This is a genomic window from Rhodococcus sp. MTM3W5.2, assembly GCF_001984015.1.
Taxonomy (GTDB): Bacteria; Actinomycetota; Actinomycetes; order Mycobacteriales; family Mycobacteriaceae; genus Rhodococcus_G; species Rhodococcus_G oryzae.
In genome coordinates, this window is record NZ_CP019572.1 from 4,795,352 (window position 1) to 4,821,641 (window position 26,290).

At 68.8% G+C, this 26,290-nt stretch carries 24 protein-coding genes and 2 pseudogenes; 13 read left to right on the forward strand and 13 right to left on the reverse strand.

The window, feature by feature from the left end; genetic code table 11:
- Positions 1 to 6: 6 nt before the first annotated feature.
- Both BTZ20_RS21850 and BTZ20_RS21855 read right to left on the reverse strand, forming a co-directional pair.
- Positions 7 to 615 carry a hypothetical protein gene (locus BTZ20_RS21850; protein ID WP_077042793.1) on the reverse strand — a complete coding sequence of 203 codons (609 nt, stop codon included), beginning with the start codon at positions 613 to 615 and terminating at the stop codon, positions 7 to 9.
- A complete protein-coding gene (locus BTZ20_RS21855) occupies positions 612 to 986 on the reverse strand; it encodes an MmcQ/YjbR family DNA-binding protein (protein ID WP_077042794.1) in 375 nt (124 codons plus the stop codon). The genes BTZ20_RS21850 and BTZ20_RS21855 overlap by 4 nt, the downstream gene beginning before the upstream one ends.
- Positions 987 to 1,094: 108 nt before the next feature.
- Between BTZ20_RS21855 and BTZ20_RS21860 the strand changes: the two genes are divergently transcribed.
- The 6 genes and pseudogenes from BTZ20_RS21860 to phoU all read left to right on the forward strand — a co-directional run bounded on the left by BTZ20_RS21860 (position 1,095) and on the right by phoU (position 7,560).
- Positions 1,095 to 1,547, forward strand: a complete 453-nt coding sequence (locus BTZ20_RS21860) for a hypothetical protein (RefSeq protein WP_077042795.1) — start codon at positions 1,095 to 1,097, stop codon at positions 1,545 to 1,547.
- A gap of 110 nt (positions 1,548 to 1,657) precedes the next feature.
- Positions 1,658 to 2,260 (forward strand): DUF937 domain-containing protein, encoded by a 603-nt coding sequence (locus BTZ20_RS21865; RefSeq protein WP_027503377.1) that lies wholly within the window; start codon positions 1,658 to 1,660, stop codon positions 2,258 to 2,260.
- A 258-nt stretch (positions 2,261 to 2,518) separates the two neighbouring features.
- Positions 2,519 to 3,478 carry an acyl-ACP desaturase gene (locus BTZ20_RS21870; RefSeq protein ID WP_077042796.1) on the forward strand — a complete coding sequence of 320 codons (960 nt, stop codon included), beginning with the start codon at positions 2,519 to 2,521 and terminating at the stop codon, positions 3,476 to 3,478.
- A gap of 69 nt (positions 3,479 to 3,547) precedes the next feature.
- The gene (gene dusB / locus BTZ20_RS21875) at positions 3,548 to 4,705 is read left to right on the forward strand and encodes a tRNA dihydrouridine synthase DusB (protein WP_077042797.1); all 1,158 of its coding nucleotides are present in this window, start codon (positions 3,548 to 3,550) and stop codon (positions 4,703 to 4,705) included.
- A 208-nt stretch (positions 4,706 to 4,913) separates the two neighbouring features.
- Positions 4,914 to 6,792: pseudogene (locus BTZ20_RS29580) on the forward strand (LCP family protein).
- A 93-nt stretch (positions 6,793 to 6,885) separates the two neighbouring features.
- Positions 6,886 to 7,560, forward strand: a complete 675-nt coding sequence (gene phoU / locus BTZ20_RS21885) for a phosphate signaling complex protein PhoU (protein ID WP_077042798.1) — start codon at positions 6,886 to 6,888, stop codon at positions 7,558 to 7,560.
- 136 nt (positions 7,561 to 7,696) lie between these two features.
- On the opposite strand, the gene pstB is transcribed toward phoU, so the two are convergent.
- From pstB to BTZ20_RS21915, 6 genes are all read right to left on the reverse strand, one after another.
- A complete protein-coding gene (gene pstB / locus BTZ20_RS21890) occupies positions 7,697 to 8,473 on the reverse strand; it encodes a phosphate ABC transporter ATP-binding protein PstB (RefSeq protein WP_027503383.1) in 777 nt (258 codons plus the stop codon).
- Between the two features lie 44 nt (positions 8,474 to 8,517).
- Positions 8,518 to 9,423, reverse strand: a complete 906-nt coding sequence (gene pstA, locus BTZ20_RS21895; RefSeq protein ID WP_077042799.1) for a phosphate ABC transporter permease PstA — start codon at positions 9,421 to 9,423, stop codon at positions 8,518 to 8,520.
- 1 nt (position 9,424) lies between these two features.
- Complete coding sequence (gene pstC, locus BTZ20_RS21900; RefSeq protein ID WP_077042800.1) at positions 9,425 to 10,474, reverse strand: phosphate ABC transporter permease subunit PstC; 1,050 nt, start codon at positions 10,472 to 10,474, stop codon at positions 9,425 to 9,427.
- Between the two features lie 52 nt (positions 10,475 to 10,526).
- Positions 10,527 to 11,648: a phosphate ABC transporter substrate-binding protein PstS gene (gene pstS / locus BTZ20_RS21905; RefSeq protein ID WP_077042801.1), complete on the reverse strand. Its 1,122-nt coding sequence runs from the start codon at positions 11,646 to 11,648 to the stop codon at positions 10,527 to 10,529.
- Positions 11,649 to 11,857: 209 nt separating this feature from the next.
- Entirely contained in the window at positions 11,858 to 12,763 is a 906-nt protein-coding gene (mshD, locus tag BTZ20_RS21910; protein ID WP_077042802.1) for a mycothiol synthase, read from the reverse strand.
- Positions 12,764 to 13,534 carry a winged-helix domain-containing protein gene (locus tag BTZ20_RS21915; protein ID WP_077042803.1) on the reverse strand — a complete coding sequence of 257 codons (771 nt, stop codon included), beginning with the start codon at positions 13,532 to 13,534 and terminating at the stop codon, positions 12,764 to 12,766. It abuts the gene before it with no gap.
- Positions 13,535 to 13,663: 129 nt separating this feature from the next.
- Between BTZ20_RS21915 and BTZ20_RS21920 the strand changes: the two genes are divergently transcribed.
- From BTZ20_RS21920 to BTZ20_RS21950, 7 genes are all read left to right on the forward strand, one after another.
- Positions 13,664 to 14,443 carry an LmeA family phospholipid-binding protein gene (locus BTZ20_RS21920; protein ID WP_077043897.1) on the forward strand — a complete coding sequence of 260 codons (780 nt, stop codon included), beginning with the start codon at positions 13,664 to 13,666 and terminating at the stop codon, positions 14,441 to 14,443.
- A complete protein-coding gene (locus BTZ20_RS21925) occupies positions 14,440 to 14,919 on the forward strand; it encodes a thioredoxin family protein (RefSeq protein WP_077042804.1) in 480 nt (159 codons plus the stop codon). The genes BTZ20_RS21920 and BTZ20_RS21925 overlap by 4 nt, the downstream gene beginning before the upstream one ends.
- Before the next feature lie 227 nt (positions 14,920 to 15,146).
- Positions 15,147 to 15,635, forward strand: a complete 489-nt coding sequence (locus BTZ20_RS21930) for a DUF4395 domain-containing protein (protein WP_077042805.1) — start codon at positions 15,147 to 15,149, stop codon at positions 15,633 to 15,635.
- 68 nt (positions 15,636 to 15,703) lie between these two features.
- Positions 15,704 to 16,537: a sulfurtransferase gene (locus BTZ20_RS21935; RefSeq protein ID WP_077042806.1), complete on the forward strand. Its 834-nt coding sequence runs from the start codon at positions 15,704 to 15,706 to the stop codon at positions 16,535 to 16,537.
- 2 nt (positions 16,538 to 16,539) lie between these two features.
- Entirely contained in the window at positions 16,540 to 16,845 is a 306-nt protein-coding gene (locus tag BTZ20_RS21940) for a DUF1416 domain-containing protein (RefSeq protein ID WP_027503393.1), read from the forward strand.
- Positions 16,846 to 17,181: 336 nt separating this feature from the next.
- Entirely contained in the window at positions 17,182 to 17,823 is a 642-nt protein-coding gene (locus tag BTZ20_RS21945; RefSeq protein WP_077043898.1) for an FABP family protein, read from the forward strand.
- A 158-nt stretch (positions 17,824 to 17,981) separates the two neighbouring features.
- Positions 17,982 to 19,022, forward strand: a complete 1,041-nt coding sequence (locus tag BTZ20_RS21950) for a type IV toxin-antitoxin system AbiEi family antitoxin domain-containing protein (protein WP_077042807.1) — start codon at positions 17,982 to 17,984, stop codon at positions 19,020 to 19,022.
- Between the two features lie 276 nt (positions 19,023 to 19,298).
- Here BTZ20_RS21950 and cydC read toward each other — a convergent pair.
- The 5 genes and pseudogenes from cydC to BTZ20_RS21975 all read right to left on the reverse strand — a co-directional run bounded on the left by cydC (position 19,299) and on the right by BTZ20_RS21975 (position 26,282).
- Positions 19,299 to 20,995, reverse strand: a pseudogene (gene cydC / locus BTZ20_RS28585) (thiol reductant ABC exporter subunit CydC).
- Positions 20,992 to 22,713, reverse strand: a complete 1,722-nt coding sequence (gene cydD / locus BTZ20_RS21960; protein ID WP_077042808.1) for a thiol reductant ABC exporter subunit CydD — start codon at positions 22,711 to 22,713, stop codon at positions 20,992 to 20,994. Before cydD ends, cydC begins: the two are co-directional and overlap by 4 nt.
- Positions 22,714 to 23,736 carry a cytochrome d ubiquinol oxidase subunit II gene (cydB, locus tag BTZ20_RS21965; protein ID WP_077042809.1) on the reverse strand — a complete coding sequence of 341 codons (1,023 nt, stop codon included), beginning with the start codon at positions 23,734 to 23,736 and terminating at the stop codon, positions 22,714 to 22,716.
- An 11-nt stretch (positions 23,737 to 23,747) separates the two neighbouring features.
- Positions 23,748 to 25,241 carry a cytochrome ubiquinol oxidase subunit I gene (locus tag BTZ20_RS21970; protein ID WP_077042810.1) on the reverse strand — a complete coding sequence of 498 codons (1,494 nt, stop codon included), beginning with the start codon at positions 25,239 to 25,241 and terminating at the stop codon, positions 23,748 to 23,750.
- Between the two features lie 168 nt (positions 25,242 to 25,409).
- Positions 25,410 to 26,282 carry an aminodeoxychorismate lyase gene (locus tag BTZ20_RS21975; protein ID WP_077042811.1) on the reverse strand — a complete coding sequence of 291 codons (873 nt, stop codon included), beginning with the start codon at positions 26,280 to 26,282 and terminating at the stop codon, positions 25,410 to 25,412.
- Between the last annotated feature and the right edge of the window lie 8 nt (positions 26,283 to 26,290).

Below are 26,290 nucleotides of genomic sequence, written 5' to 3' on the forward strand. Positions count from 1 at the left end.
CGGGACTCAGCGCTGCTCGTCCTGGCCCGACGCTGCTTCCGCGTCCGCCGCGACCGCCTCTCGGCGCACCCTCTCCTCCTCGCGCATCCTGGCGAGCTCGGCGCCTCGGCGTCGATAGGACACGCTGCGCGCGACGAACACCGCGAAGGCCAGTACCCCGATGATCGCGCCGACCAGCGACGCGCCTCGGAATCCAGGCGCGTCCACGTCGAGGATCCGCTCCCCCGCATGCGCGGCGGTGTTCCCACCGAAAACCACGGTCAGGGTCAGCAAGTTCGGCAGCGCCGCAACGATTCCCAGGATCACCGCCACCACCTGCACCACGCGACTGTGCTTCCGGCCGCGGACCCGCCAGGCCAAGAAGAACAGCAACAGCGGCACCACCGTGCACAGCACGCCGTACATCAGCCCCCAGGCGATGCCCCTCGTGAAGCTGCCCGACGACAACGCCCCGGCCTGCTGCGCCCACCACCTCGGCAGGAAGGCGGCCAGGATGAAGTACGTGATCACCAGGACGACAGCGAGCACCAGCCCGGCGATCACTTTCCTGGCCCAGCCGGGCAGACCTTCCTTCCCTGCCTGCACCGCACCGGTGGTCGTGTTCTCCTCGCTCATGTCGCACCGTCCTCCTCGAGCACCCGGCGCGCGAGCGTCTTCGGCGCCACCAAGATGAAGCTCGTCCGGACCCACTCGCGCAATTGCGCCCAGCGCTCCTCGTCCGCCCCCGTTTCGACCTCGAGCGCCACCCACCCGTGCCTGCCGAGGCCGTAACCGGACGGACTCGCCCCCGGTTCGGTGGCGACCACCGCGGCGGCCTCGTCCATGGTCAGCTTGAACGAGAGATGTTCGGCCGTGGCGTCACTGAAGACGAAGTTCTTGCCGCGCACCCGGAACGTGGGGTGGTCGCCCCACGCGGCCACATCGACCCGCTCGGCTTCCGGGAGATCGGCGATGATCTCCTCGAGACGTCGCATGTTGTCGCCCATGGCGTGAATCCTGCTCGCATCGCTCGGGTTCCGCCAGCGGCGGACCGTGCGTGTTGTTACCGTGGATGCAGCACGCGTGACACCCGATCCGATGCGAGGGAGAGCGCCATGCGAACTTGGGTCCACTTCGTCCTGCTTCTGTGCGGGATCGCGGTCGGCATCGGCGCATTCCTGCCGATCATGCAGGACGTCACTCCAACCGATGTCGGGATCGACGATCTCCGAAACGGATTCCCAGCAGGATGGGTCCTCGAGCAGCTCGGCGATCAGACGGTGACGTTCTACAAGTCGATGGCGATGCTGCTCGTGATCTCGGCGGCACTCATCCTGCTCAGCGCGCTCGTCGGCTCAAGGGCGCTCGGCTGGGTCGGCATCATCGTCGGCGTGATCACCTTGGCCGCGTTCTTCTTTCGGGTCAATGAACGCTTCGGCGACGAGTTCCGCGACCACGCATCGAACCTGCTGACCAATCAGATGGGGCTCAATCTCGTTGCCGGTGGGCTCGTCGTGGCGCTGTTCGCATGCCTCGTCCCACGTGAAAAGGCCTCCGCGACCGTCTGAATCGACGCGCCGGTCCGCGCGGCGATCCTCCCAACCTGCCGGAACGGTCACTAGTGTCGGACGCACCCGGACGCTCGAGAAAAGAGGCGTCCACGAAAAGGCGGGCACCCATGGCATCACTTGACGACCTTTTGTCCCAGATCCCGATCAGCCAGATCGCTGCCAAGCTCGGGGTCGACGAAGAGACCGCGACCGCGGCAGTGAAGACGGCCATCCCGACCCTTGTCGGCGGCCTCGAGGCGAACGCCCAGGACCCGGCGGGTGCCGCATCGCTGGAATCCGCCCTCGCGCAGCACTCCGACCCGGCCCTGCTCACCGGCGGCGTCGATATCGACCAGGTCGACGAGGCCGACGGTGAGAAGATCGTCAACAACGTTTTCGGTGACAACAAGAACCAGGTGATCAGCGCGCTCGGCAACACGGGCGGCGCCGGTGACAGCAACCTCGTCGGCAAGCTGCTCCCGATCCTGGCCCCCATCGTGCTGGCGTTCATCGCCAAGCAGTTCTCCGGCGGCGGCGCCGCGGCGCCCGCTCAGGCCCAGTCCGGCGGCGGTATCGGTGACCTGCTCGGCGGCCTGCTCGGCGGCGGCGGACAGTCCGCGGGCGGCCTCGGAAACGTCCTCGGCAGCATCCTCGGCGGCGCGGCGGGCGGCGGCGCGGCCGGCGGCCTCGGCGACCTGCTCGGCGGCCTGCTCGGCGGCGGGCGCAAGTAGTCCGCACGCTCGAATCCCTGCAGAACTGGCGGCGTCCCGAATCGGGACGCCGCCAGTTCCGTGCGCGGAGAAAGTACGCGCCACATCCCGTCCGTGCAGTGCTGTAACGGACTGCCGGAGGGACCCGATGACCCGGACGGGGTGTCCCATACCCGGTGGTTATTCCCAGGCTGTGAGCATTTCAAACGATTCACAACGTGGTTACGGTCCCGTAGGCTACGTTGAGCCGATTTCAGACAACACTTGGAGGGCATGCGTATGGCCAGGGATCTGACCCAACTCGAACTGCTTCAGGAGCTGGCGCAGGTTGCTGAGGAGAACGTGAATCGCCATATCTCCATGGCCAAGGAATGGCACCCCCACGATTACGTCCCGTGGGACGAGGGCCGCAACTTCGCCGCCATGGGTGGCGACGACTGGGACATCGAGCAGTCGCAGCTCGACGAGGTCGCGCGCGCGGCCATGATCACCAACCTGCTCACCGAGGACAACCTGCCCTCCTACCACCGCGAGATCGCCGAGAACTTCTCGATGGACCACGCCTGGGGCACCTGGGTCGGTCGATGGACCGCCGAGGAGAACCGGCACGGCATCGTGATGCGCGACTACCTCGTCGTGACCCGCGCCGTCGACCCCGTCGAGCTCGAGCGCTTCCGCATGGAACACATGACCAACGGCTACTCGTCGCTCCCCGACGGCGGCGCCGCCGGGCTGCTGCACTCCGTCGCCTACGTGACCTTCCAGGAACTCGCGACCCGCGTCTCACACCGCAACACCGGCAAGGCCTGCAACGAGCCCGTCGCCGACAAGATGCTGCAGCGCATCGCCGCGGACGAGAACCTGCACATGATCTTCTACCGCAACATCTGCGGCGCGGCGCTGGACCTGGCGCCCGATCAGGCGCTGCGATCGATCAACACGATCGTCCAGAACTTCCAGATGCCAGGGGCGGGCATGCCCAACTTCCGCCGCAACGGCGTCCTGATGGCCAAGCACGGCATCTACGACCTCCGCCAGCACCTCGAGGAGGTGGTGATGCCGGTGCTCCGCAAGTGGAACATCTTCGACCGCACCGACTTCACCGCCGAGGGCGAACAGACCCGCGAGGACCTCGCCAAGTTCCTCGAGAACCTCGACGCGCAGGCCACCAAGTTCGAGGAGCAGCGCGACCGCATGCTGGCCCGCGAGGCCGCCAAGCGCGAGCAGCAGGCTTCCTGAGAGCGCCAGCTATTCTGTGCCCGGTACCGAAACAGGTACCGGGCACAGCCCTTTCTATCGAGGTATCGAATGTCATCACCCGCCGGCCAGCACCTCCGAATCGGCTCATTGGAGCTGCGCAGCCCCGTGGTGCTCGCCCCGATGGCGGGCATCACGAACGTGGCGTTCCGCACCCTGTGCCGTGAGCTGGAGCTCGCCCGCTCGGGCAGCACCTCGGGGCTGTACGTCTGCGAGATGGTGACCGCTCGGGCGCTGGTCGAGCGCCAGCCCGCGACCCTGCACATGACCACTTTCGGGCCCACCGAGACGCCGCGGTCGCTGCAGCTGTACACCGTGGACCCGGCGACCACCTACGCCGCCGCGAAGATGATCGTCGACGAGAACATGGCCGACCACATCGACATGAACTTCGGCTGCCCGGTTCCCAAGGTGACGAGCAAGGGCGGCGGCGCGGCCCTGCCGTACAAGCGCACCCTGTTCGGCCAGATCGTCGCGGCCGCGGTCCGCGCGACCGAGGGCACCGACATCCCTGTCACCGTGAAGTTCCGGGTCGGGATCGACGACGAGCACCACACTCACCTGGATGCCGGACGCATCGCCGCAGGCGAGGGCGCGGCCGCGGTGGCACTGCACGCGCGCACCGCCGCCCAGCGGTATTCGGGCACTGCGGACTGGAACGAGATCGCCCGGCTCAAGGAGCACGTCACCGACGTCCCGGTCCTCGGCAACGGCGACATCTTCGCCGCCGAGGACGCGGTCCGGATGATGGCGGAGACCGGCTGCGACGGCGTCGTCGTCGGCCGCGGCTGCCTCGGCAGGCCGTGGCTGTTCGCCGAGCTGAGCGCCGCTCTCGCGGGCACCCCCGAGCCGACCCCGCCCAACCTCGGTGAGGTCGCGTCCATCATCCGGCGGCATGCCGAACTCCTGGCGGACCACCACGGCGAGGACAAGGGCCTGCGCGAGCTGCGCAAGCACGTCGCCTGGTATCTCCGCGGCTTCCCCGCCGGGTCGGAGATGCGGGTGGCGATGGCCATGGTGTCCACCCTCACCGAGCTCGACGACCTCCTCGCCCAGCTCGACCCGACGGTGCCCTTCCCCAAGGACGCCGAGGGTCCGCGTGGACGCCAGGGGTCGCCCGGCAAGGTCTCCCTGCCCGAGGGTTGGCTCGACGATCCGGAGGACTGCCTGGTTCCCGCGGGTGCCGACCTGATGCACTCGGGCGGCTGACCCTCTGAACTCTGGTCGCTGCGCAGGCTCCGCACTTGCGGCTCTCGAGCCTGAGTGGAACCAGCGGTCCCGATAAGTATCATGTTGTGATCGTCCGGTGCGGCGGTGAATGCAGACGTGAGAGGCAGGGTTCAAGTAGGTGAGCGACGATCAGACACCAGGCCCAGTGCCTGAAGGTCGCGCTCCCTGGGAACGACCGCTCTCGCACGTGAGCCGACCCCAGTACCGGCCCGAATCGCAGCAGCCTCCCGGCCCTCCCGACCAGCAGCGGGCCGACAGTGGCCGGATCGGTCGCAGGCACGGCGAACCCGGCGAGCACACCGAGCGGATCTCCGTCTCCGACCTGGTGAACCGCGACAGCCCGCCCCGGCCGACAGCGGCCGGATGAAGACTCCCGCGATGTCGCCGCTGCCACCCGCCCGTCCGCGGCAGGACCCGGTGCCCGACCCGCCGCCTGCGCCAACCACCGGCTGGCTGCGCCGGGCGGAGCCCGAACACGTCGGCCCCGCCGCAGGTGATCCTGTCCGTGTCGGCGCACCCGGCGAGACCCGCCTCGCCGCGAGCAAGAACCGCAAGCAGAAGCGGTGGCGGGTGCTCGGCCGCAGCGCGGTCGCGGTGGCCGCGGCCGCCTCCGTCGGGATCACCGGCGTCGCGTGGGGCTACCTGCGCAACACCGACAACGGCTTCAGCCAGGTTGCCGCCCTCGACCTCGACAGCACCGACGTCGTCGACCCCGGCGGGCAGACCGGCGACGAGACCTACCTGATCGTCGGCACCGACACCAGGGCGGGCGCGAACGGCGGCGTGGGCGCCGGTTCGGTCGAAGACGCCGAGGGCGCCCGCGCGGACACGGTGATCCTGGTCAACATCCCGGCGGACCGCAGCCGGGTCGTCGCGGTGTCGTTCCCCCGCGACCTGGACATCGCTCGGCCCAGTTGCGCGGACTGGAACAGCGACACGGGCCAGTATTCGACCGAGATGAATCCGCCCGCGGACAACGACAAGCTCAATTCCGCCTACGCGTTCGGCGGGCCGAAGTGCCTGGTCAAGGTGATCCAGAAGATGTCAGGCCTCAAGATCGGCCACTTCGTTGCCATGGACTTCTCCGGATTCGAGTCGATGGTCAACCAGGTCGGCGGGGTCGAGGTCTGCACGACCACACCTCTGATCGACGGGGAACTCGGAACGGTTCTGCCGAATGCGGGCAAGCAGACGATCGACGGCGCCACCGCGCTGAACTACGTGCGGGCGCGCAAGGTCGAGGCAGAGGGCAACGGGGATTACGGCCGGATCAAGCGCCAGCAGATGTTCCTGTCCTCGCTGCTGCGCGGGGCGCTGTCGAACAAAGTGCTGTTCGACCCGGGCAAGCTCAACGGCTTCATCAACGCCTTCACCCGCGACACCTTCGTCCAGAACATCGACACCAAGTCGCTCGTGATGCTGGGCCGATCGCTGCAGAACGTGGACGCGGGCGCTGTCACGTTCCTCACCGTCCCCACCGCGGGCACCAACGAGCTGGGCAATGAGATCCCCCGCCAGGACGACATCGACGCGATCTTCCAGGCGATCATCGACGACGAGCCTCTTCCGGGCGAGGAGCGCAAGGACCCGGCGCCCTCCTCCGCCCAGTCGGCCCGAAGCCCACCGCGCCCGCACCGCCTGCGCTCGAGGCGGTCAGCCCGATGGACGTCTCGCTGCAGGTGTCCAACGGATCGGGTGTCACCGGGCTCGCCGCCACCGCCGCCGACGATCTCGGCTCGTACGGATTCCAGATCTACAGCGTCGGGAACTACACCGGTACCAGCACGAACACGCTGGTCCGCTTCTCGCCCGGGCTCGAGGCGGAGGCCGCGACGGTGGCCTCCTCGCTGCCCGGCGCGGTGCTGCAGGAGTCCTCCGATCTCGGCGGCATCGTCGAGGTGGTGCTCGGGTCGAGCTTCTCGGGAACCGTCGCCCAGCCCAAGTCCGTCGGCGCCGCGCTGACCCCGACAATGGCCCCCAAGAACTCCTCCGCGAGCGGCGAGGCGGCCGACGCCCTGCCCGCCGATCTGGCGTTCACCAATGCGGCAGACGATTCCTGCGCCTGACCGGCTTTTACCGCCCTGACGTGCACCGTCATTCATGCCGCGTTAACCCAATGACCGTGACTTGGTATCCCACACGCCGTAGGCTTTGATTCCATGCGCGTGGCTTACAACGAACAGATGACCGAGCTCGCCGACATGCTCGGCGAGATGGCGGGCCTGGCGGGCGCGGCCATGGAGCGGGCGACCCAGTCGCTGCTCCAGGCCGATCTCTCGCTGGCCGAGCAGGTCATCAGCGATCACGACCAGATCACCGAGCTCAGCGTCGCCTGCGAGGAGCGGGCGTTCGCCCTGCTCGCGCTGCAGGCGCCGGTCGCAGGGGATCTCCGGTCCGTGGTGAGTGGAATCCAGATCGTCTCGGACATCGACCGGATGGGGGCCCTGGCGCTGCACGTCGCCAAGATCGCTCGCCGTCGACATCCGAACCACGTGCTGCCCGAGGAGGTCAACGGCTACTTCGCCGAGATGGGCCGGATCGCGGTGGCCCTCGGGGCCGGCGCGCGTGAGGTCCTCGAGACCCGCGACCCCGAGCGGGCCGCGAAGCTCCGCGAGGAGGACGACGCGATGGACGATCTGCACCGCCACCTCTTCAGCGTGCTGATGGACCGGGAGTGGAAGCACGGCGTGGCCGCGGCCGTCGACGTGACCCTGCTGGGCCGGTTCTACGAGCGCTTCGCCGATCACGCGGTCGAGGTCGCCCGCCGCGTCATCTTCCTGGTCACCGGCAAGATGCCCGTCGACCCCGAAGAGACCACCTCGCTGGAATCCTGACCACACAACCACGACGCCCCGACCGGATCACCGGTCGGGGCGTTCTCGTATCGGCAGGCACGGAAAAGCGAACGGGCCGCTGCCGGAGCATCGCCCGAGAGCGATACCCGACAACGGCCCGTTCGACGAAGGCTGTCTAGCCGAAGCGGCCCGAGATGTAGTCCTCGGTGGCCTTCTGCGTCGGGTTGGAGAAGATCTTCTCGGTGTCGTCGATCTCGACGAGCCGGCCCGGCTTGCCGGTGGCCTCGAGATTGAAGAACGCGGTCTGATCGCTGACCCGGGCGGCCTGCTGCATGTTGTGCGTGACGATCACGATGGTGAAGTCCTTCTTCAGCTCCGTGATCAGGTCCTCGATGGCCAGCGTCGAGATCGGGTCGAGCGCCGAACACGGCTCGTCCATGAGCAGCACGTCGGGCGAGACCGCGATCGCGCGCGCGATGCACAGACGCTGCTGCTGGCCGCCGGACAGCCCGCCACCGGGCTTGTCGAGGCGGTCCTTGACCTCGTTCCACAGGTTGGCGCCGCGCAGCGACTGCTCGGCGACCTCGTCGAGCTGCTTCTTGTTGCGCACCCCCTGCAGCTTCAGCCCGGCCACCACGTTGTCGCGAATCGACATGGTGGGGAACGGGTTCGGACGCTGGAACACCATGCCGATGGTGCGGCGGACGCCGACCGGGTCGACCTGCGAGCCGTAGATGTCCTCGCCGTCGAGCAGGATGGCGCCCTCGACGCGGGCACCCGGGGTGACCTCGTGCATGCGGTTGAGCGAGCGCAGCACCGTCGACTTGCCGCAGCCGGAGGGGCCGATGAAGGCGGTCACATTGCGCGGGGGCACGGACAGACCCACATCCGCGACGGCGTGGAACTTGCCGTAGTAGATGTTGACGTCCTTGAGATCAAGACGCTTGGCCATGGTGGCTCCCTCGAGGTTGTGTGAGCGGTGTGGTCGTCATGGGGTCACTTGCTCCGGACCCGGGAGAGGTGACCGATCGCCTTCGCCGCGATGTTCAGCACCGCGATCAGCATGATCAGCGTGAGCGCCGCGCCCCAGATGCGGCTGGCGCCCGCGTCGGTCGGATTGTTCATCTCGGCGACCATGACGCCGGGCAGCGACCCCATCTCGCCGTTGAACATGTCGAAGTTGATGAAGGGTGCGTAGCCGACCAGGATCAGCAGCGGCGCGGTCTCACCGAGCACGCGGGCCAGGGCCAGCATGACGCCGGTGATGATGCCCGGCAGCGCGGTGGGGACGACGATCCGCATGATCGTCTTCCACTTCGGCACGCCGAGCGCGTAGGAGGCCTCGCGCAGATCCTGCGGCACGATGCGGAGCATCTCCTCGGTGCTGCGGACGACGACGGGGACCATCAGCAGGACCAGGGCCAGGGACACAGCGAACGCCGACTTGGGGAAGCCGAAGGTCGCGATCCACAGGGCGTAGATGAACAGCGCGGCCACGATGGACGGGACACCGCTGAGGATGTCGACCATGAACGTGGTCAGCCGACCCAGCTTGGACGGGCCCGCGTACTCCACCAGGTAGATGGCGACGAACAGTCCGAGCGGGATCGACAGAACCGCGCACACCAGTCCCTGGATCAGGGTTCCGATCAGGGCGTGGTAGATGCCGCCGCCGGTGGCGGAGGCGGACAGGCCGCTGAACGAGTTGGTGAACCAGGTCGCGCTGGTCATCGCGGGAAAGCCGCGGACGATCACCGTGTAGAGCACCCACACCAGCGGCACCAGCGCCACCAGCACCGCGAGAGTCACGAGCACCGCCGCCGCCAGGTCGGCGAAGCGTCGTCGCCCGCTGACCCCCTGGAAGGTCGGCTTCTTGACGGGTCGATCGAGGGTCACCGTCATGTCAGGCCCTCTTTCCGGCGATCGCGGCGCGGGCCGCTGCGTTGACCACGAAGGTCAGGATGAACAGCACCAGTCCGACCGCGATGTAGGCGCCGGCCTGGATCTCGTTGTTGAACTCGGCGTAACCGAGCGCGATCTTCGAGGCGATGGTGGAACCGCTGTCGAACAGCGACCATCCGAACGCCTTCGAGGTGGTGCGCAGGATCATGTAGAGCGCCATCGTCTCGCCGAGCGCCCGGCCGAGGCCGAGCATGGAACCGCTGATGTAGCCGGACTTCCCGAACGGGATGATGGTGGTCTTGACGACCTCCCACTTGGTGGCGCCGAGCGCCAGCGCCGCCTCGATCTGCGAGGTCGGGGTCTGCACGAAGACCTCGCGGGTGACCGCTGTGATGATCGGCAGGATCATCACAGCGAGCACGATGCCCGCGGTGAAGATCGTGCCGCCGCCCGCGATCGAGCCGGAGCCGGTGGCGAACAACGGGATCCAGGACAGGTTCTCGTTGAGCCAGACGGCCAGCGGCTTGATCGCGGGGGCGAAGATCAGCAGGCCCCACAGGCCGTACACGATGGACGGCACGGCGGCGAGCAGGTCGATCACGTACGCCAGCGGCCGTGCGAGCCGCTTCGGCGAGTACTCGGTGAGGAAGATCGCGATGCCAAGCGCAACCGGCATGGCCAGCGCCAGGGCGAACACCGACACCAGCACGGTGACCTGGAACAGGTCCAGGACGCCGAACGCCATGCTGTTGATGTTGTCGGTGTCCCATGTGCTGCTGGTGAGGAAGTTCACCTCGTTGCGGGCGAGTGCGGGCACCGCCCGCCACACCAGGAACGCGCCGATGGCACCGATCAGCACCGAGATGAACACGGCCGAGCCGGTCGCCATCGAGGTGAAGACCCGGTCGCCCGGGCGCGTCACCGTCTTCGACGAGGCTGCAGGTGATGGAGTGATCGGTGCCTCCGGTGTTCCGAGCGGACCGCCCACCCCCACCCCGGCATCACCGGGGTTGGGGGTGCGAGGTGCCGATTGGGTGGGCGCGTCGCTCATCTGCGCTCGCAATCTTCTTCGTTGAATATAGAGCCTGGACCGGTCGGAACAATCAGCCGATGGCCGAGATGGACGCGTTCAGCTTGTCCTTGACCGTGGCGGGCAGCGGCACGTAGCCCTGCGCGGACAGCTCCGACTGGCCCTCGTTGGCCGCGCTGGTCAGGAACGACTTGACGGCCGCGGAGGTGTCGGCGTCGTAGCCCTTGGAGCAGACGATCTCGTAGGTCGCCAGGACCAGCGGGTAGGCGCCGGCCTCGGTGGTGCCGTAGATCGAGTTCAGGTCGAGCGTCAGGTCGCCGACGCCCTCGGTCTTGAAGGCCGCGCCCTCGATCGCCTTGCTTGCCGAGTCCTCGGTCAGCGCAACCGCGCCCGCGCCGCTGTCGATCTGGGCGGCCTTGAGCTTGTTCTGGTCCGCGAAGGACTTCTCGACGTAGGTGATCGAGCCGGGCGCACCCGCGACGGCCTGCGCGACGCCTGCCGAACCCTTCGCGCCCTCACCGATGCCGCCCTTGAAGTCGGAGCCGGCGCCCTGGGTCCACGCGCCCTTCGAGGCGGTGGTCAGGTACTGCTGGAAGTTGTCGGTGGTGCCCGAGGAGTCGGAGCGGACGATCACGGTGATGTCCTGATCCGGCAGGGTGGCGCCGCTGTTGAGCGCGGCGATGGCCGGGTCGTTCCACTTCTTGATGCCGCCGTTGAAGATCTTGGCGATGACCTCGCCGTTGAGCGTCAGGTTGTCGACGCCGTCGATGTTGTAGGCGAGGGCGACCGGACCGAAGACCAGCGGCAGGTTCCAGGCGTCGTTGCCCGCGCAACGCTCCTTGGCCGCTGCGGCCTGCTCGGCCTTGATGGCGGAGTCGGAGCCGGCGAAGTCGATCTGCTTGGCGATGAACTGGGTGCGCCCGTCACCGGAACCGCTGGGGTTGTAGGCGACGTTGACGGTCTTGCCCTTGTCCTTGCACACCGCGATGTAGGTGGAGGTGAAGGCGTCCATCGCGTTCTTCTGCGCGGAGGAACCGGCCGCGGACAGCGTGTCCTTGCCCTCGCAGGCGGCGTTCGAGGCGGAGGTGTCCACCGTCGTGCCCGAGGAGGAGTTGTCGTCGCTGCCGCACGCGGTCAGGGCCATGGCACCTGCGGCCAGCACACCGAACATCGCAGCACTGCGCTTGAGGTTCACGCTATTTCCTCCGGGAGGCTCAACTTCACGCCCATTGTCGGGCGGTGTTCCGTGGCGCAGTCCGCATCAGCGCTGCACCAGGCAGCACGGCGCCGCCCAACGAGAAAGGTAGGGGCAGGTGGTGGACAGAGCGTCCCAGAAGGGTGAACGGAGGGTGAACTCATGGCCGGGTGAGGCGGATCTCACCCCGGGCCACGGCAAACGGCCCCTCAGGCGTAGGCGACATCCACGTGGAACCGCTCGAATCCGAGCCGCTCGTAGGTGTGCAGGGCGGCGACGTTGTCCGCCTCGGTGTACAGCAGCACCGTCCCCAGGCCACGCTCGCGCAGATACCGCAGGCCCGCGACGGTGAGCAGCCTGCCAAGGCCCCTGCCCTGTGCCGCCGGGTCGACCGCCACCACGTACACCTCGCCGAGCTCGCCCGATTCGGACGTCGCCGGGTGCACCTTGGTCCAGTGGAATCCCAGGACGTCGCCGGTCCCCGCGTCGGCCGCGATGAACAGGCCCTCGGGGTCGAACCAGGACTCGGCGCGCCGCTCGGCGATCTCCCGCTCGGTCCACGACCCCTGCTCGGGATGCCAGTCGAAGGCCGCGGCGTTGACGCGCAGCAACTCGGCGTCGTCCTCCGCCCCCGCGTAGGTCCGCAGGATCACGCCATCGGGAACCGCGACGTCGGGCAGTTCCGGCCGGTCCAAGGGTCGACGCAGCTGCAACAGCTCGCGGACGGGACTCAGGCCGAGGCGCGCGGCGACGGCACGGGCGGCGGGCAGGTCGCCGTGCGCCCAGACCCGGGCGCCCTCGCCGCCCTTCGCCAGGGCCTCCCTGACCAGGCCGCGGCCGATCCCGGTACCCCGATGCGCCGGGTCGACGGCGACCTCCACCATCGCCGGATGCTCTCCGTGCGGCGGCTCGAGGCTCGCGTAACCGACGATCGAATCGTCCAGCGTCCACAGCAGATGCCGCGACGACTCCGACTTACCCACGATGTGGTGGACGGCCTGCTCGGAGAGCGGCGCGGTCCCGTCGGCCGCGAGCGCCCGGTCCAGCACACCGTGCACCTGCGCGACCTGGTCGTCGTCGAGCAGATAGAACCAGCTCCTTGCCGCCTCTTGCATCTACAGGACCGTCCCGTTGGCCGGGGTCAGCTCCGAATCGTCGACCGCGCCGCCGTCGTCATCGCCGCCGTCGTCGACGGGCTGTGGCGCGGCGCCGGACTTCCGGCTGGGCCGGACGGCCTTGTAGCCGACGTTGCGCACGGTGCCGATGAGGGCTTCGTACTCGGGGCCGAGCTTGGCGCGGAGCCGTCGGACGTGCACGTCCACCGTGCGGGTGCCGCCGAAGAAGTCGTAACCCCAGACCTCCTGCAGCAGCTGCGCGCGGGTGAACACCCGGCCCGCGTGCTGCGCGAGGTACTTGAGGAGCTCGAACTCCTTGTAGGTGAGGTCGAGCGGGCGACCACGGAGCCGGGCCGTATAGGTGCCCTCGTCAATGACCAACTCGCCGAGCGTGATCTTGCCGGAGCTCTCCGGGCTGGCGACGCCGCCGCTGCGCCCCACCAGGAGCCGCAGCCGGGCGTCGAGCTCGGCGGGCCCGGTGCCGGGCAGCAGGATGTCGTCGAGACCCCAGTCGGCGTTCACCGCGACCAAGCCGCCCTCGGTGAGGACCGCGACGACGGGAACCGCGGATCCGGTGCTGCCGAGCAGCCTGCACAGGCCGCGCGCGGCGGCCAGATCGGTCCGGGCATCGACCAGCGCTATGTCGGCGGATCCGGCCTCGAGCAGCGAGGCGACCTCCGTCGGGGCTGGTCGCACGGTATGTGCCAGGAGCGCAAGTGAAGGCAGCACCGACTCAGGGTGTGGGTCCGAGGTCAGCAGGAGCAGCTCCACGCGGCCTCCCCTTCTCGCCGTTTCATGTGCCCGGGCACGGCCGACAGTGACGCGATACTCGAACAGACTAACGTGCCGCGCCCGGTGGGCACCCCACACAGCCCCGTTCCGGTCAGCAACAATGGTGCGGTGCGGAAACTGATTCTCAGCCTGGTGTTGCTCTTGGCGCTCGCGGTCGTCATCGACTTCGGCGCGGCCGCCTACTCCGAGTATCGGGTCTCACGGAGCCTGCGCGAGGGCGGTGAGCTCAATTCGGACCCCGACGTGACCATCGGCGGCTTCCCTTTCCTCACCCAGGCCGTGAACGGCAAATACGAGAACGTCGAGATCCGTGCGAGGGGCGTCGACAGCCAGGTTCTCGGCGAGGTCACCGTCGAGGCGAACCTGCGCGGGGTGAACATCCCCGCATCCGACCTGGTGAACGGCACCGTCAAGACGGTCCCCGTCGACCAGCTCGACGGCCGGATCCTGATCGACGCCACCGCTCTTGGCCAGTTCCTCGGCATCCCCGACCTCCAGGTGTCCGCGCCGCCCGCGGACAAGTCCGACGGCACCGGCGGGTCCGGCGGTTCCGGGATGACCACCTCCGGCGGCGTTGTGCTGACCGGAACGGTTCCGATCGGTCCGCTGTCGGCTGCCGTCAGCGTGCAGGCCGACCTCCTCCTCGACGGCGAGGACGTCAAGATCGTCGCCACCGATCTCTACTTCGGCCCCGAGGGCAATGCGGACTTCACCGTCCCCGGTCCGTTCAAACCCGCCGTGCTCGGTCTGTTCACCCGCACCGTCGAGGCCCAGCAACTGCCCTTCGGCGTGCTGCCGACCAAGGTCTACGCGGAGGGCTCGCAGGTCGTCATCGAGGGCTCCGGCGAGAACGTGGTGATCAACCTCGACGATCTGCAGACGCCATGACCGGTCTGCTCGTCCTCGCGCTTGTCCTCGTCGCTGCAGCGGCGGCGGGGCTGGTGCTGCGGGCCCGGTCGGGCGCCGTGCGGGCCACCGCACCGTCCGATTCCGGCTCCGACACCCGCCGCACCCTGCTCGCCGAGGCCGGGGTGGCGGGCGCGGGCCCTGCCGTCCTGCATTTCTCCGCCGACTGGTGCGGGCCGTGCGCGGCCGTCCGCCGGGTGATCGGCCAGGTGCTCGAGACACTCGACGGGGAGCTCGACCCGGCATCGACCAGGGCCGTGGAGATCGAGGTCGACATCGACGAGAACCCCGCGCTCGCAGCCGAACTCGGCGTCCTGTCGCTGCCGACCACGTTCATCTTCGACGCCGAGGGCACGTCGCGGTACCGGGTGTCCGGGGTTCCGACCGCCGCCGACCTGCGGGCCGCGCTGCTCCCCCTGTGCGGACCCGGGGATTCACACCCGCCCGAAAACGGGTAAGCTGCCACTCGTGCAAACCAGCCAGGAGCTCATGCTCACCCGACGCCGCACAGTTGATCTGTGCCGCCTCGGCGGTTGTTGCTGTACCTGCTGCTGATTCCACGGCTGACGTTCTCCGCTCATCCGGCATCTCTTGCCTGAGCACCGCGCCGTGATCGCAATCCGGAATACCCGCGGTTCATCTCCGCACGTCAAGGCATCCGTTTCAAGCGCAGGAGTTCACTCCCATGTCCACCTCCACCACCTCCCGGTCCCGCACCGGTAGTGCCGACCAGGTCGACGTCCGCGGGCCGCGGTTCGCGGCCTGGATCACCACCGGTGTCCTCGTGACCGTGCTCGTGCTGTCGACGTTCTCCCTGGTCGCGGCCGGTCTGCTGCTCGCGGCGCAGGCCGTGGTCTTCGGGCTCGGCGCAGCCCGCGGCCCTCGCAACAGCCCGTACGGCCAGGTGTTCGCCCGGTTCGTCGCGCCGCGGCTGTCCCCGACCACCGAGCGCGAGCCGGTCGCCCCGCTGCGGTTCGCCCAGCTCGTCGGCCTGGTCTTCGCCGTCGTCGGCGTGGTGGGCTTCCTCACCGGCCTCACGGTCGTCGGCACCGTGGCCACCGGGTTCGCCCTCTTCGCCGCACTGCTGAACGCGGCCTTCGCGTTCTGCCTCGGCTGCCAGATCTACCCGCTCGTGGCCCGCTTCCGCAGGTCGACATCGATCACCGCGGCGTAGCCGCGCAATCCAACCGGCCTAGGCCGCACCACCCCACATACCCCGCAAGAAGTATCGAAAGGAAAACCATGGCTCGCTCCGACGTCCTGGTCTCTGCCGACTGGGCCGAGCAGAACCTCAACGCACCGAAGACTGTCTTCGTCGAGGTCGACGAAGACACCTCGGCCTACGACGGCGGCCACATCGAGGGCGCTGTCCGGCTCGACTGGCGCAAGGACCTGCAGGACGGCGTCCGTCGTGACTTCCTCAACCGCGAGCAGTTCTCCGCGCTGCTGTCCGCCAAGGGCATCGCCAACGACGACACCGTCGTGCTCTACGGCGGCAACAACAACTGGTTCGCCGCGTACGCGTACTGGTACTTCAAGCTGTACGGCCACCAGGACATCAAGCTGATCGACGGCGGCCGCAAGAAGTGGGAGCTCGACGGCCGCCCGCTGTCGAAGGACGAGGTCGTCCGCCCGGCCACCACCTACCAGGCCGGCGAGCCGGACACCTCCATCCGCGCCTTCCGCGACGAGGTCATCAACGCCATCGGCAGCAAGAACCTGGTCGACGTGCGCTCGCCCGACGAGTTCTCCGGCAAGATCCTCGCGCCGGCGCACCTCCCGCAGGAGCAGGCGCAGCAGCGTGGCCACGTCCCCGGCGCCATCAACATCCCGTGGAGCACCACCGCCAACGAGGACGGCACCTTCAAGTCCGACGAGGACCTGACGAAGCTCTACGCCGAAAAGGGCTTCGACGAGAGCAAGGAAACGATCGCCTACTGCCGCATCGGCGAGCGCTCGAGCCACACCTGGTTCGTGCTGCAGGAGATCCTCGGCAAGAACAATGTCAAGAACTACGACGGCAGCTGGGTTGAGTACGGCTCCCTCGTGGGTGCACCGATCGAGTTGGGAGCCTAGTTATGTGTGGAGCACCTGTTCAGGGTCAGACCCTGCCCGCGGGCGTGGACGTCGAGAAGGAAACCGTCATCACGGGCCGCGTGCTGGCCGCTGACGGCCAGCCGGTCGGCGGCGCGTTCGTCCGCCTGCTCGACGGCACCGGCGAGTTCACCGCCGAGGTCGTGGCCTCCGGCACCGGCGACTTCCGGTTCTTCGCCGCCCCCGGCACCTGGACCGTGCGTGCGCTGTCCAGCACCGGCAACGGCGACACCACCGTCACCCCCGAGGGCAACGGCGTCCACAACGTGGACATCACCGTCTCGAAGTAGCGCCTCCGGCGCCCGTGCGCGAGTCTCACCCCAACCAGGGTGAAAAGCGCGCACAGTTCGACTCAGCGGCCCCGCTCCCCCACCAGGGAGCGGGGCCGCTTCGGCGTTTCCGGTGCAGTCGGCACCCACGGCATGCGGCTGCGACGCAGCGGTTTACACTGATGCCGTGGTCATCTTCTTCGAGGTTCTACTCGCCTTCGCCTCCGTGCTGATTGCTTGGTTCTCGCTGTATGTCGTGTACCGCCTGGTGACCGACGAGTCGTGAGCCAGACGTCCGGTCCGGACGACGGTGCGCAGCCCCAATCGGGCGAGGGCGCACCGTCTGATGCGGTGTCCGTGCAGCGTGGCAGCGGCGATCGTGCCGTAGCCGCCGCCGAGGAGCGCGCGAAGGAAACCAGCGCGCGCAACATCCCGGTGCTGCCCGGCCTCCCCGTCCCCGAGGACACCGCCAACCTCCGCCTCGGCCCCGACCTGAACCCGGGCATGCTCGCGCTGCTCCCCATGGTCGGCGTCTGGCGCGGCGAGGGCGAGGCCAACAACCCGACCGATGGCGAGTACCGCTTCGGTCAGCAGATCGTGGTCTCGCACGACGGCGGCAACTATCTGCACTGGGATTCGCAGACCTGGGTCCTCGACGCCGACGGCGAGTACGTCCGGCCGGACCTGCGCGAGAGCGGGTACTGGCGCGTCGCAGGAGACGGCATCCCCGGGAGCATCGACGAGGAGGTCGTCGAGCTGCTGCTCACGCACAGCTCCGGCGTCGTCGAGCTGTACTACGGCCAGGCACTGACCCAGTCCAGCTGGGAGCTCGCGACCGACGTGGTCATCCGCAGCAAGCAGGGTGCACTGGTCGGCGGCGCCAAGCGCCTGTACGGCATCGTCGAGGGCGGCGACCTCGCCTACGTCGAGGAGCGCATCCTCGCCGACGGCCCGCTGAAGCCGCACCTCTCGGCCCGCCTCTCCCGCTACATCGGATAGCCGCGGCTGCGCCGCCCGTGCGCGTGTTGCACCCCAGTCGGGGTAAAAACCACGCACGGTTCTCGCCTTACCAACAGGCCCCGAATAGTCCACACGCAAAGTCGGTGCTGCGGCTGTCGTGACGTTGTCGGTCGGTGCCGCCCGACAATGTCCGGCCCATGACGAACTCCACAGATCTGGAAGCACTGGAGCAGCTGCTCGAGTCGCAGGACGGCCTGCTGTCGGCCGCACAAGCACAGCGGTCGGGCTACACACGTAAGCATGTCCAGTACCTTCTCGAATCCGGCCAGTGGCAGCGTCCGCTGCACGGTGTCTATGCCGTGACGACAGGGCCCCTGAGCCGCCCCATGCTCCTCCGTGCAGCGCTGCTCTATGGCGGGGTCGCGATGCTCAGCCACGACACCGCGGCGGAGGAGTGGGGACTGTTACCGACGGCGCCCGGCGGGCCGGTGCACATCACAGTGCCGTACGGCTCGTCCGCTGTGAACCAGTATGCGACGGCAATCCGCAGGCCACCGCGCGCCCACGAACCCGTCCCGTCCATCGGCGAATTGCTGCATCCCGGGGTGATCGTGCACCGCTCCCGTGCCTTCTCTCGCATCGGCGTCGAAACGGAACCGCCACGGACCTCGCCGCCGGACACCGCGATCGATCTCGCAGTCGATCAGCCGACGGCGCGACTGGCCTACGGATCGGTCGTCGCTAGCGTCACCAATGGCGGAATCCGACTGTCCCGGCTGCAGTCACGGATCGTCGACCGCAAACCGCGACGGTACAACCGGGCCATCGCCGACGCCTGCTCGATGCTTGCAAACGGGATCCAGTCGGTACTCGAATTCCACTACGCAATCGACGTCGAACGAGCGCACGGACTCCCGGACGCCGTGCGGCAGGGCCCGGTGGCGGTCGACGGAGTGACACTCTACGAGGACGTCACGTACACCGGGTCCGCGGCGGTGCTGGTCGTGCGACTGGACGGACACAAGTGGCACTCCTCGCGGAAGGTGCGCCGACGCGACCGTCGCCGTTCGAACGCGGCTTCGCTGGCCGGCAGGGACCAACTGGTCTTCGGATGGGAGGAGGTGAACGAGGAGCCGTGTCTGGTGGCCGCCGAGGTACGCGCCCTCCTCGAGCGCGGCGGTTGGCGGGGTGCGAACCCCTGCCCGAACTGTGCGCGCTTTGTACCCCAGTCGGGGTGAGACGCGCGCACGGGCGCGGAGCGCAGAACGGCCCCCGAGCCGTACCCGTGCGCGGACGTTTGTCGCACGGATCCCGGTCGGGACTCGACCGGGGACTCGGGGGCCGGGTAGCTGCCTGGGATTCGCCAGCCGCAATGCGCGGTTGATGGAACCCCACCGTCAGCGGTAGCGGCTAGCTGACAGCCACCTCACGCGTCCTGTAGTTCTTCAACTTCAGACCACCTCCTTCCTCGTGTACGGACGAAAATACGCCCGCTGCGAGGGCCTGGCAATCGATTAAATCGCCGCCTCTTCCTGCGCGGATGCCGACTCGCTCCCGACCGCGATCACCAGGTCGGCGCCCGTGTCGGCGGGCAGCTGATGCGTCACAACGACCACCGTGCGGCCGGGGTCGACCAGGCCGGCCCCGCGATCGAGCAGGCCCCGCAGCAGCGCGGCGCCCGCCTCCGCGTCGAGGTGCTCGGTCGGCTCGTCCAGCAGCAGCACCCGAGCAGGCGAGGCGATGGCCCGCGCCAGCAGCAGACGTCGACGCTGACCACCGGACACCGACCGGCCCCCGACGCCAGCGAGGTGTGCACGCCGTCCGGGAGCCCCGACACCCAGTCCCCCAGCCCGACCTTCTCGAGCACCGCCCGCGCGCCCTCCTCGTCCAGTTCGCCGTCCGCGACGCGCAGGTTCTCCAGCAGCGAGGTGTCGAACAGGTGGGCGTCCTCGGCGAAGAACCCCACCGCGCGACGCAGCGAGTCGGCGTCGACCGATCCGGCCGGGGTCCCGTTCACCGTCAGCGCCCCGGCGACGGGGGCGAGCAGCCCCGCCAGCGTCATCAACATGGTGGTCTTGCCCGCGCCGCTGGGTCCGACGATCACGACCCGGGCGCCCGGCGCCAGGTGCAGGTCCAGCGGCTCGGTCACCGCGCCGCCCGGCCACCCGCAGCGCAGGTTCTCGGTGCGCAGGTGTACCGGCGCCTCGACCGCCACACCCCCGGTCGGCACCGGATCACCCGACCGGTCGAGCAGGTCCATGATGCGCACCGACGCGAGCCTCGCCCTGGTCAACGCGACCGCCGCCGCGGGCAACGCAGCCGTGCCCTCGAACGCCGCGAGCGGCACCAACACCAGGATCGCCAACGCCATCGGGGTCATCTCGCCCGGGGCCCCTCCGTCGGGGCCGTACAGCGAGATACCGATCAGCAGCGATCCCAGCACGCTCGCCCCGATGGCGAGCGGCGTCGCCGCCGCTGCGAAGGCGGACGGGACCGCGGATCGGTCGGTGGCGCGGATCGCGCGGGCCTCCCAGTCGTCGGCTGCCAGGACCGTCTCGCCGAGTCGGCCCGCGACCCGGAGTTCGGCGGCGTGGTCGAGCGCCAGCACCGCGGTCTCACTGAATCGCGCAGACGCGACGGCGCCGTCCGCCTCCGCCATCCGCGCGGCCCTTGCGGACAGCACCGGCGCGAGCACCCCCGAGACCACGAGCGCGACGGCCAGCACCAGTGCCGCGGCGGGAGAGATCAGCGCGAGCCCGACGGTCGCCGCTACGGCCAGAATCGCGGCGACGGCCATCGGGATCAGCGCCCGGACCACCACGTCGCCGAGCGCGTCGACGTCCGCCCCGGTGCGCGCGAGCAGGTCCCCTCGGCGCAATCCGGCAGGCGCGGCCGGGTCGCCGGTGGAGAGCCGACGGTAGATCCGTTCGCGGGCCGCTGTGGTGCCGCGCAGCGCCGCGTCATGGGTGGCGAGCCGTTCGAGGTAGCGGAACACTCCGCGCGAGATGCCAAGGGCGCGAACCGAGACCACCGCGACCGAGAGATCCAGCACCGGCGGCATCTGCCAGGCCCTGGTGATCAGCCAGGCGGACAACGCGGCAAGGGCGAGCGCGCTGCCGAGGGTGGCGACCCCGGCCGCGACCGCGGACAGGACCCGGCCCGGGCGCAGTTCCAGCAGCCGGAGGGCACGCAGGAGCGGATCGCGGCTCATGCCGGCACCTCCGACTCCAGGTCCACACCGTCGGCACCCTCGACCAGCACCACCTCGTCGCCGGCCCGGAGCACCGTGTCCCGGTGCCCGACCATCACCACGGTGCGTCCGCGGGCTGCGAGGCCGCACACCGACCGGAGCACCGTCGCCTCGGTGGCGGGATCGAGGTGCGCGGTCGGCTCGTCGAGAAGCACCACCGTGGCATCGGAGAGCAGCACCCGGGTCAGCGCCAGCCGCTGCCGCTGACCGAGCGAGAGGCCGAGGCCGCCCACCCCCACCCGTGTCTGCCAGCCGTCCGGGAGATCGGCCAGCACCGAATCGAATCCCGTTGCTTCACAGGCTCTGTCGACGGCATCGGCATCGCTGGCCACCGGCCCGGTTAGTTCCAGGTTCTCGCGCAGGGTGCCGGGCATCAGCACCGGGTGTTGGGGCAGCCACGCCACCTCGCGCCACCACTGCTCGGCGTCGAGTGCGCGCACGGGCACCCCGCCGACCGACACCTCGCCCTCGTCGGGGTCGGCGAGCCCGAGGATCAGGTGCAACACGGTGGACTTGCCGGATCCGTTGGCGCCGGTGAGCACGGTGACCCGGCCCGGTTCCAGGACCGCGTCCAGGCCGCGCGGGGCCCACTGTCCGCGGGCCCGCATCCCCACCGCGCGCAGCACGATCGGGCCGAGGGGCACGGCGCGGTCGCCCTCCCCCGCGACGACCGGTTCCCTGTCGTCCAGCACCCCGAAGGCCTTCTCGGCGGCCGCCATCCCGTCCTCGGCGGCGTGGAACTGCGCGCCGACCATCCGCAACGGCAGGTACACCTCGGCGGCGAGGATCAGCGCGATCACGCCTCCGCGTAGTTCCATGCCGCCGAACACGAGTCGCAGGCCGATGCTCACCGCGACGAGCGCGACGCAGAGAGTGGCCAACAGCTCGAGCACCATCGCCGACAGGAACGCGATCCGCAAGGCCGACATGGTGGTGTGCCGGTGCGCGTCCCCGAGCGCCCGGACCCGTGCCGCCGGGCCCCGTTCGCGACCGAGCGCCCGCAACGTTGGCAGACCTGCCAGCAGGTCGAGCAGCTGCGCGGACAGCGCGGTCATCGTGGTCAGCGAGGCGGCCGCCTTGCCCTTGGTCAGCAGCCCGATCAGGATCATGAAGACCGGCACCAGCGGCAACGTGAGCGCGATGATCACCGCGGAGGTCCGATCGGCGAACAGGATCACCAGCAGGGTGAGCGGTGTGACGGTGACCGCCAGCATCAGGGCGGGCAGGTAGCCGGTGAGATACGCACGCAGGCCCTCGATCCCGCGGGTGAGGACGGTGGCGAGCTCACCGCGCCGCGGGTCCAGCTCTCGCGGGGGCAGCTCGGTGGCCGCCTCGAGCACCTCGCCGCGGAGCTCCCCGATCACCCTCGACGCCGAACGGTGCGCGTATCGGGTGTGCGCCCAGGTGGACGCCGTCCGCACCGCGACCGCGGCGGCCAGCACCGCCAGCTCGGTGCCCCACGCGGCTGGCGTCCGCGCGTCCGGGTCGGTGATCACCCCGGCCAGGACGGTGCCGATCATCAGTGCCGACACGATGACCGTGCCGGCGGTGACCAGGGACAGCGCCACCGTGAGCAGCAGGTAGCCGCGGGCCGATCTCGAGTAGTGCCAGAGCCGGGGATCCACCGGACCGCGCCTGCGAGCGTGCTCCACGGGCGCGGCCGGTGCGTCGAGCGACATCTAACGCGTCTTCAGGGGCAGACCGATCGACGGCGGGATCTGCTTGGTCGAGATCCGCTGACGGAAAACCCAGTAGGTCCAGGCCTGGTAACCGATGACCACCGGCGTCATGAACACGGCCGCCCAGGTCATCACCTTGAGCGTGTACGGGCTCGACGAGGCGTTGTAGATCGTCAGGTTGTACGCCTCGTCGATGGTGGACGGCATCAGGTTCGGGTAGAGCGAGCCGAACAACAGGGCCACCGTGGCGATCACAGCGACTGTGGTGAGCACGAAGGCCCAGCCCTCCCGTGCCACGGCGGTCAGCGCGACCACCCCGAGCAGGGCGGCTGCCGCCACCGCGACGAGGATCCAGGTCCAGCCCTTGCCGAAGGACAGCTGCGTCCACAGCACGAACGCCCCGGCCACCACTACCGTCGGGATCGACAGTCGCGCAGCGAGTTTCACCGCGTCCTCGCGGACCTCACCGGAGGTCTTGAGTGCGAGGAACACCGCGCCGTGCAGTGCGAACACGATGGCCGTCGTCGCGCCGCCGAGCAGCGCGTACGGGTTGAGCAGGTCGAAGAAGCCGGAAACGACCTTCTTGTTCTCGTCGATGGCCACGCCGCGCACGATGTTGGCAAACGCGACGCCCCAGAGGACGGCGGGCACCCACGAGCCGATCATGATGCCGATGTCGCAGCGCGACCGCCAGGTCGGATCGTCGATCTTGCCGCGCCACTCGATCGCGCAGATGCGCAGGATGAGCGCGACCAGAATCAACAGCAGCGGGAGGTAGAACCCCGAGAACAGGGTCGCGTACCAGTCCGGGAAGGCCGCGAACAACGCACCGCCCGCGGTGATCAGCCAGACCTCGTTGCCGTCCCAGACCGGGCCGATGGTGTTGAGCATGACCCGTCGCCGGGTGTCGGTGCGGCCGAGCACCGGGAACAGCATGCCGACGCCGAAGTCGAAGCCCTCGAGGACGAAGTAGCCGACGAAGAGCACCGCGATGAGGATGAACCAGAATTCCTGAAGTCCCATGGTCTTCTCCCTCAGTACGCGAACGACAGTTGTTTGGGCTCGCCCGGCTCCTCGGGCTCTTCTTCGTCACCCGGCGGATGCTTGTCGTGGTCGGACGGTCCGGCGATCGCATAGCGCCGGATCAGCATGAACCACACCACCCCGAGCGCGGCATAGAGGAGCGTGAAGACGATCAGCGAGAAGACCACAAGGCTCGTCGGATGATCCGACACACCCTGGTCCACGGTCAGCCTGATCTGGTCCACGCCGGTCGGATTCGGGTGCACGACCCAGGGCTGGCGGCCCATCTCGGTGAACACCCATCCGGCGCTGTTGCCGAGGAACGGCGTGGGAATGGCCAGGAGGGACAGCCACCCGAACCACTTCTTGTCCGGGACCCGGCCGCCGCGCGTCATCCACAGCCCGACCACCGCGAGCACGGCCGAGCCGGCCGCCCAGCCGATCATCGCGCGGAAGGTCCAGTAGGTGACGAACAGGTTGGGCTTGTAGTTGCCCGGCCCGAACTGCTCCTCGTACTGGGCCTGCAGTTCGGTGACGCCCTGGAGGGTGGAGTTGGGGTCGCCGTTCGCCAGGAACGAGGTGAGTCCGGGGATGCTGATGAGCTGGGTGATGTTCTCGCAGTTGTTCTGGGTTCCGACCGTCAGGATGGAGAAATCGGCGCCGGTCTCGGTGTGGCACAACGATTCCGCGGATGCCATCTTCATCGGCTGCTGTTCGAACATCAGCTTGGCCTGGATGTCGCCGGTGATCGCGAGGCCGACACCCGAGGCGACCATCACCCACAGGGCGAGGATGGTGACCGGACGGAACATCGTCCTGGCGGTGCTCTCGTGTTCGGCTGCGACCGCCAGATCGGTGGCCTCCTTGGCCCTGCGCATGCTGCGCACCATCGACCAGCCGCCGATGCCGGCGACGAACGTGCCCGCGGTGAGGAGGGCGCCCGCCACCACGTGGGGGAAGGCCGCCAAAGCCGTGTTGTTGGTGAGCAGTTCCCAGATGCTCGTCAGCTCGGCGCGGCCGCGCTCGGCGTTGTACCGCGCGCCCACCGGGTGCTGCATGAACGAGTTCGCGGCGATGATGAAGAACGCGGAGGCGTTCACACCGATCGCGACCAACCAGATCGTCGCCAGGTGAACGAGTTTCGGCAACCGTCCCCAGCCGAAGATCCACAGGCCGAGGAAGGTGGATTCGAGGAAGAAGGCGACCAGGCCCTCCAGCGCCAGCGGCGCCCCGAACACGTCACCGACGAAGCGTGAGTACTCGCTCCAGTTCATGCCGAACTGGAACTCCTGCACGATGCCGGTGGCGACGCCGAGCGCGAAGTTGATGAGGAAGAACTTGCCGAAGAACTTGGTGAGCCGATACCAGTGATCCTTCTTGGTGATCACCCACATCGTCTGCATGATCGCGATGAGCGGGGCGAGCCCGATCGTGAGCGGGACGAGAATGAAGTGGTAGACGGTCGTGATTCCGAATTGCCACCGAGATACGTCCAGTGCGTCCATGGCTTCTCCCATGCAGTGCCCGTTGGACAGGCGTGACCGGGGCCGAGTCGTGGGCTGACGCCTCAGTCCCGCTTCAAAAGGTACGTCCTGCGACCCGTTGCCGCAGGCCTTTATCTACTACCGACAGTAGTAGCGGAGTCAAGTCGTCCGCGCCGTCCCGAACCGCGCTCAGACGGCGTCCGGCATCGCCCCAACGGTCTCCGCCGACAGGTCGACCAGCGCCGACAGCTCCTCGGCGATCTCCGGCACCGCCGTCACCCGACCGTTCAACGCCCGCACCCGTGCGGCGAGAGTCACACTCGAGAGCAGCCAGACACCGTCCGCCAGAATGAGATCCGCTGGCCGAAGCGGCGCCACCTCGGTGCGGAACCTGTGCTCGCCCGCGATCTCGAAAAGCGCCCGCTGGGTGGTTCCCGGCAGGATCCCCTGCTCGATCGGCGGCGTGATCAGCGTGCGGCCGCGAGCGATGACGACCGTGGAGCGGGGGCCCTCGAGCACGAGACCCTCGCTGCTGGTGAAGATCACGTCGTCAGCGCCAAGCGAGTTCGCGTGCCGCAGCGCCGCCATGTTGGTCGCGTAGGACAGCGTCTTCGCGCCAAGCAGCTGCCAGGGCGCGAGCGCCGCCAGGTCCACCGAGAACCCGCGGGGCAGGGTGACCACCGCGATCCCGTCGCGCCGCGCGGCCGCGACCCGATCGTCGATGGGGCTGATCGTGAGGTAACCGGTCGGCCCCCCGCCGATCTCGCGGCCACGACTGAGCACCAGCCGCATCAGTCCCTCTCCGTCGCCGTCCCACTCCGCGAGCGCGGTCTTCACTGCCGTGCGCCAGCGGTCCAGGTCTTGTTCCGGCAGGTCCATCGCCGCCGCGGAGTTGTTCAGCCGTTCGAGATGCAGCTCGATGGTGCACGGGGATCCGCCCCGCACCAGCACGGTCTCGAACACTCCGTCACCACGCACTGCCGCCAGGTCGTCCGCGTAGAGCAGCGGGACGTCGGGGTCGTGCACCTTGCCGTCGAGGGTCACCAGTACGCGCGGGGCCATGCCAACAG

Excerpts from the sequence above, each read along its gene's own strand:
- BTZ20_RS21850 (WP_077042793.1), bottom strand. The coding sequence starts at position 615 with ATGAGCGAGGAGAACACGACCACCGGTGCGGTGCAGGCAGGGAAGGAA.
- BTZ20_RS21855 (WP_077042794.1), bottom strand. The coding sequence starts at position 986 with ATGGGCGACAACATGCGACGTCTCGAGGAGATCATCGCCGATCTCCCG.
- BTZ20_RS21860 (WP_077042795.1), top strand. The coding sequence starts at position 1,095 with ATGCGAACTTGGGTCCACTTCGTCCTGCTTCTGTGCGGGATCGCGGTC.
- BTZ20_RS21865 (WP_027503377.1), top strand. The coding sequence starts at position 1,658 with ATGGCATCACTTGACGACCTTTTGTCCCAGATCCCGATCAGCCAGATC.
- BTZ20_RS21870 (WP_077042796.1), top strand. The coding sequence starts at position 2,519 with ATGGCCAGGGATCTGACCCAACTCGAACTGCTTCAGGAGCTGGCGCAG.
- dusB (WP_077042797.1), top strand. The coding sequence starts at position 3,548 with ATGTCATCACCCGCCGGCCAGCACCTCCGAATCGGCTCATTGGAGCTG.
- phoU (WP_077042798.1), top strand. The coding sequence starts at position 6,886 with ATGCGCGTGGCTTACAACGAACAGATGACCGAGCTCGCCGACATGCTC.
- pstB (WP_027503383.1), bottom strand. The coding sequence starts at position 8,473 with ATGGCCAAGCGTCTTGATCTCAAGGACGTCAACATCTACTACGGCAAG.
- pstA (WP_077042799.1), bottom strand. The coding sequence starts at position 9,423 with ATGACGGTGACCCTCGATCGACCCGTCAAGAAGCCGACCTTCCAGGGG.
- pstC (WP_077042800.1), bottom strand. The coding sequence starts at position 10,474 with ATGAGCGACGCGCCCACCCAATCGGCACCTCGCACCCCCAACCCCGGT.
- mshD (WP_077042802.1), bottom strand. The coding sequence starts at position 12,763 with ATGCAAGAGGCGGCAAGGAGCTGGTTCTATCTGCTCGACGACGACCAG.
- BTZ20_RS21925 (WP_077042804.1), top strand. The coding sequence starts at position 14,440 with ATGACCGGTCTGCTCGTCCTCGCGCTTGTCCTCGTCGCTGCAGCGGCG.
- BTZ20_RS21930 (WP_077042805.1), top strand. The coding sequence starts at position 15,147 with ATGTCCACCTCCACCACCTCCCGGTCCCGCACCGGTAGTGCCGACCAG.
- BTZ20_RS21935 (WP_077042806.1), top strand. The coding sequence starts at position 15,704 with ATGGCTCGCTCCGACGTCCTGGTCTCTGCCGACTGGGCCGAGCAGAAC.
- BTZ20_RS21940 (WP_027503393.1), top strand. The coding sequence starts at position 16,540 with ATGTGTGGAGCACCTGTTCAGGGTCAGACCCTGCCCGCGGGCGTGGAC.
- BTZ20_RS21950 (WP_077042807.1), top strand. The coding sequence starts at position 17,982 with ATGACGAACTCCACAGATCTGGAAGCACTGGAGCAGCTGCTCGAGTCG.
- cydD (WP_077042808.1), bottom strand. The coding sequence starts at position 22,713 with ATGTCGCTCGACGCACCGGCCGCGCCCGTGGAGCACGCTCGCAGGCGC.
- cydB (WP_077042809.1), bottom strand. The coding sequence starts at position 23,736 with ATGGGACTTCAGGAATTCTGGTTCATCCTCATCGCGGTGCTCTTCGTC.
- BTZ20_RS21970 (WP_077042810.1), bottom strand. The coding sequence starts at position 25,241 with ATGGACGCACTGGACGTATCTCGGTGGCAATTCGGAATCACGACCGTC.
- BTZ20_RS21975 (WP_077042811.1), bottom strand. The coding sequence starts at position 26,282 with ATGGCCCCGCGCGTACTGGTGACCCTCGACGGCAAGGTGCACGACCCC.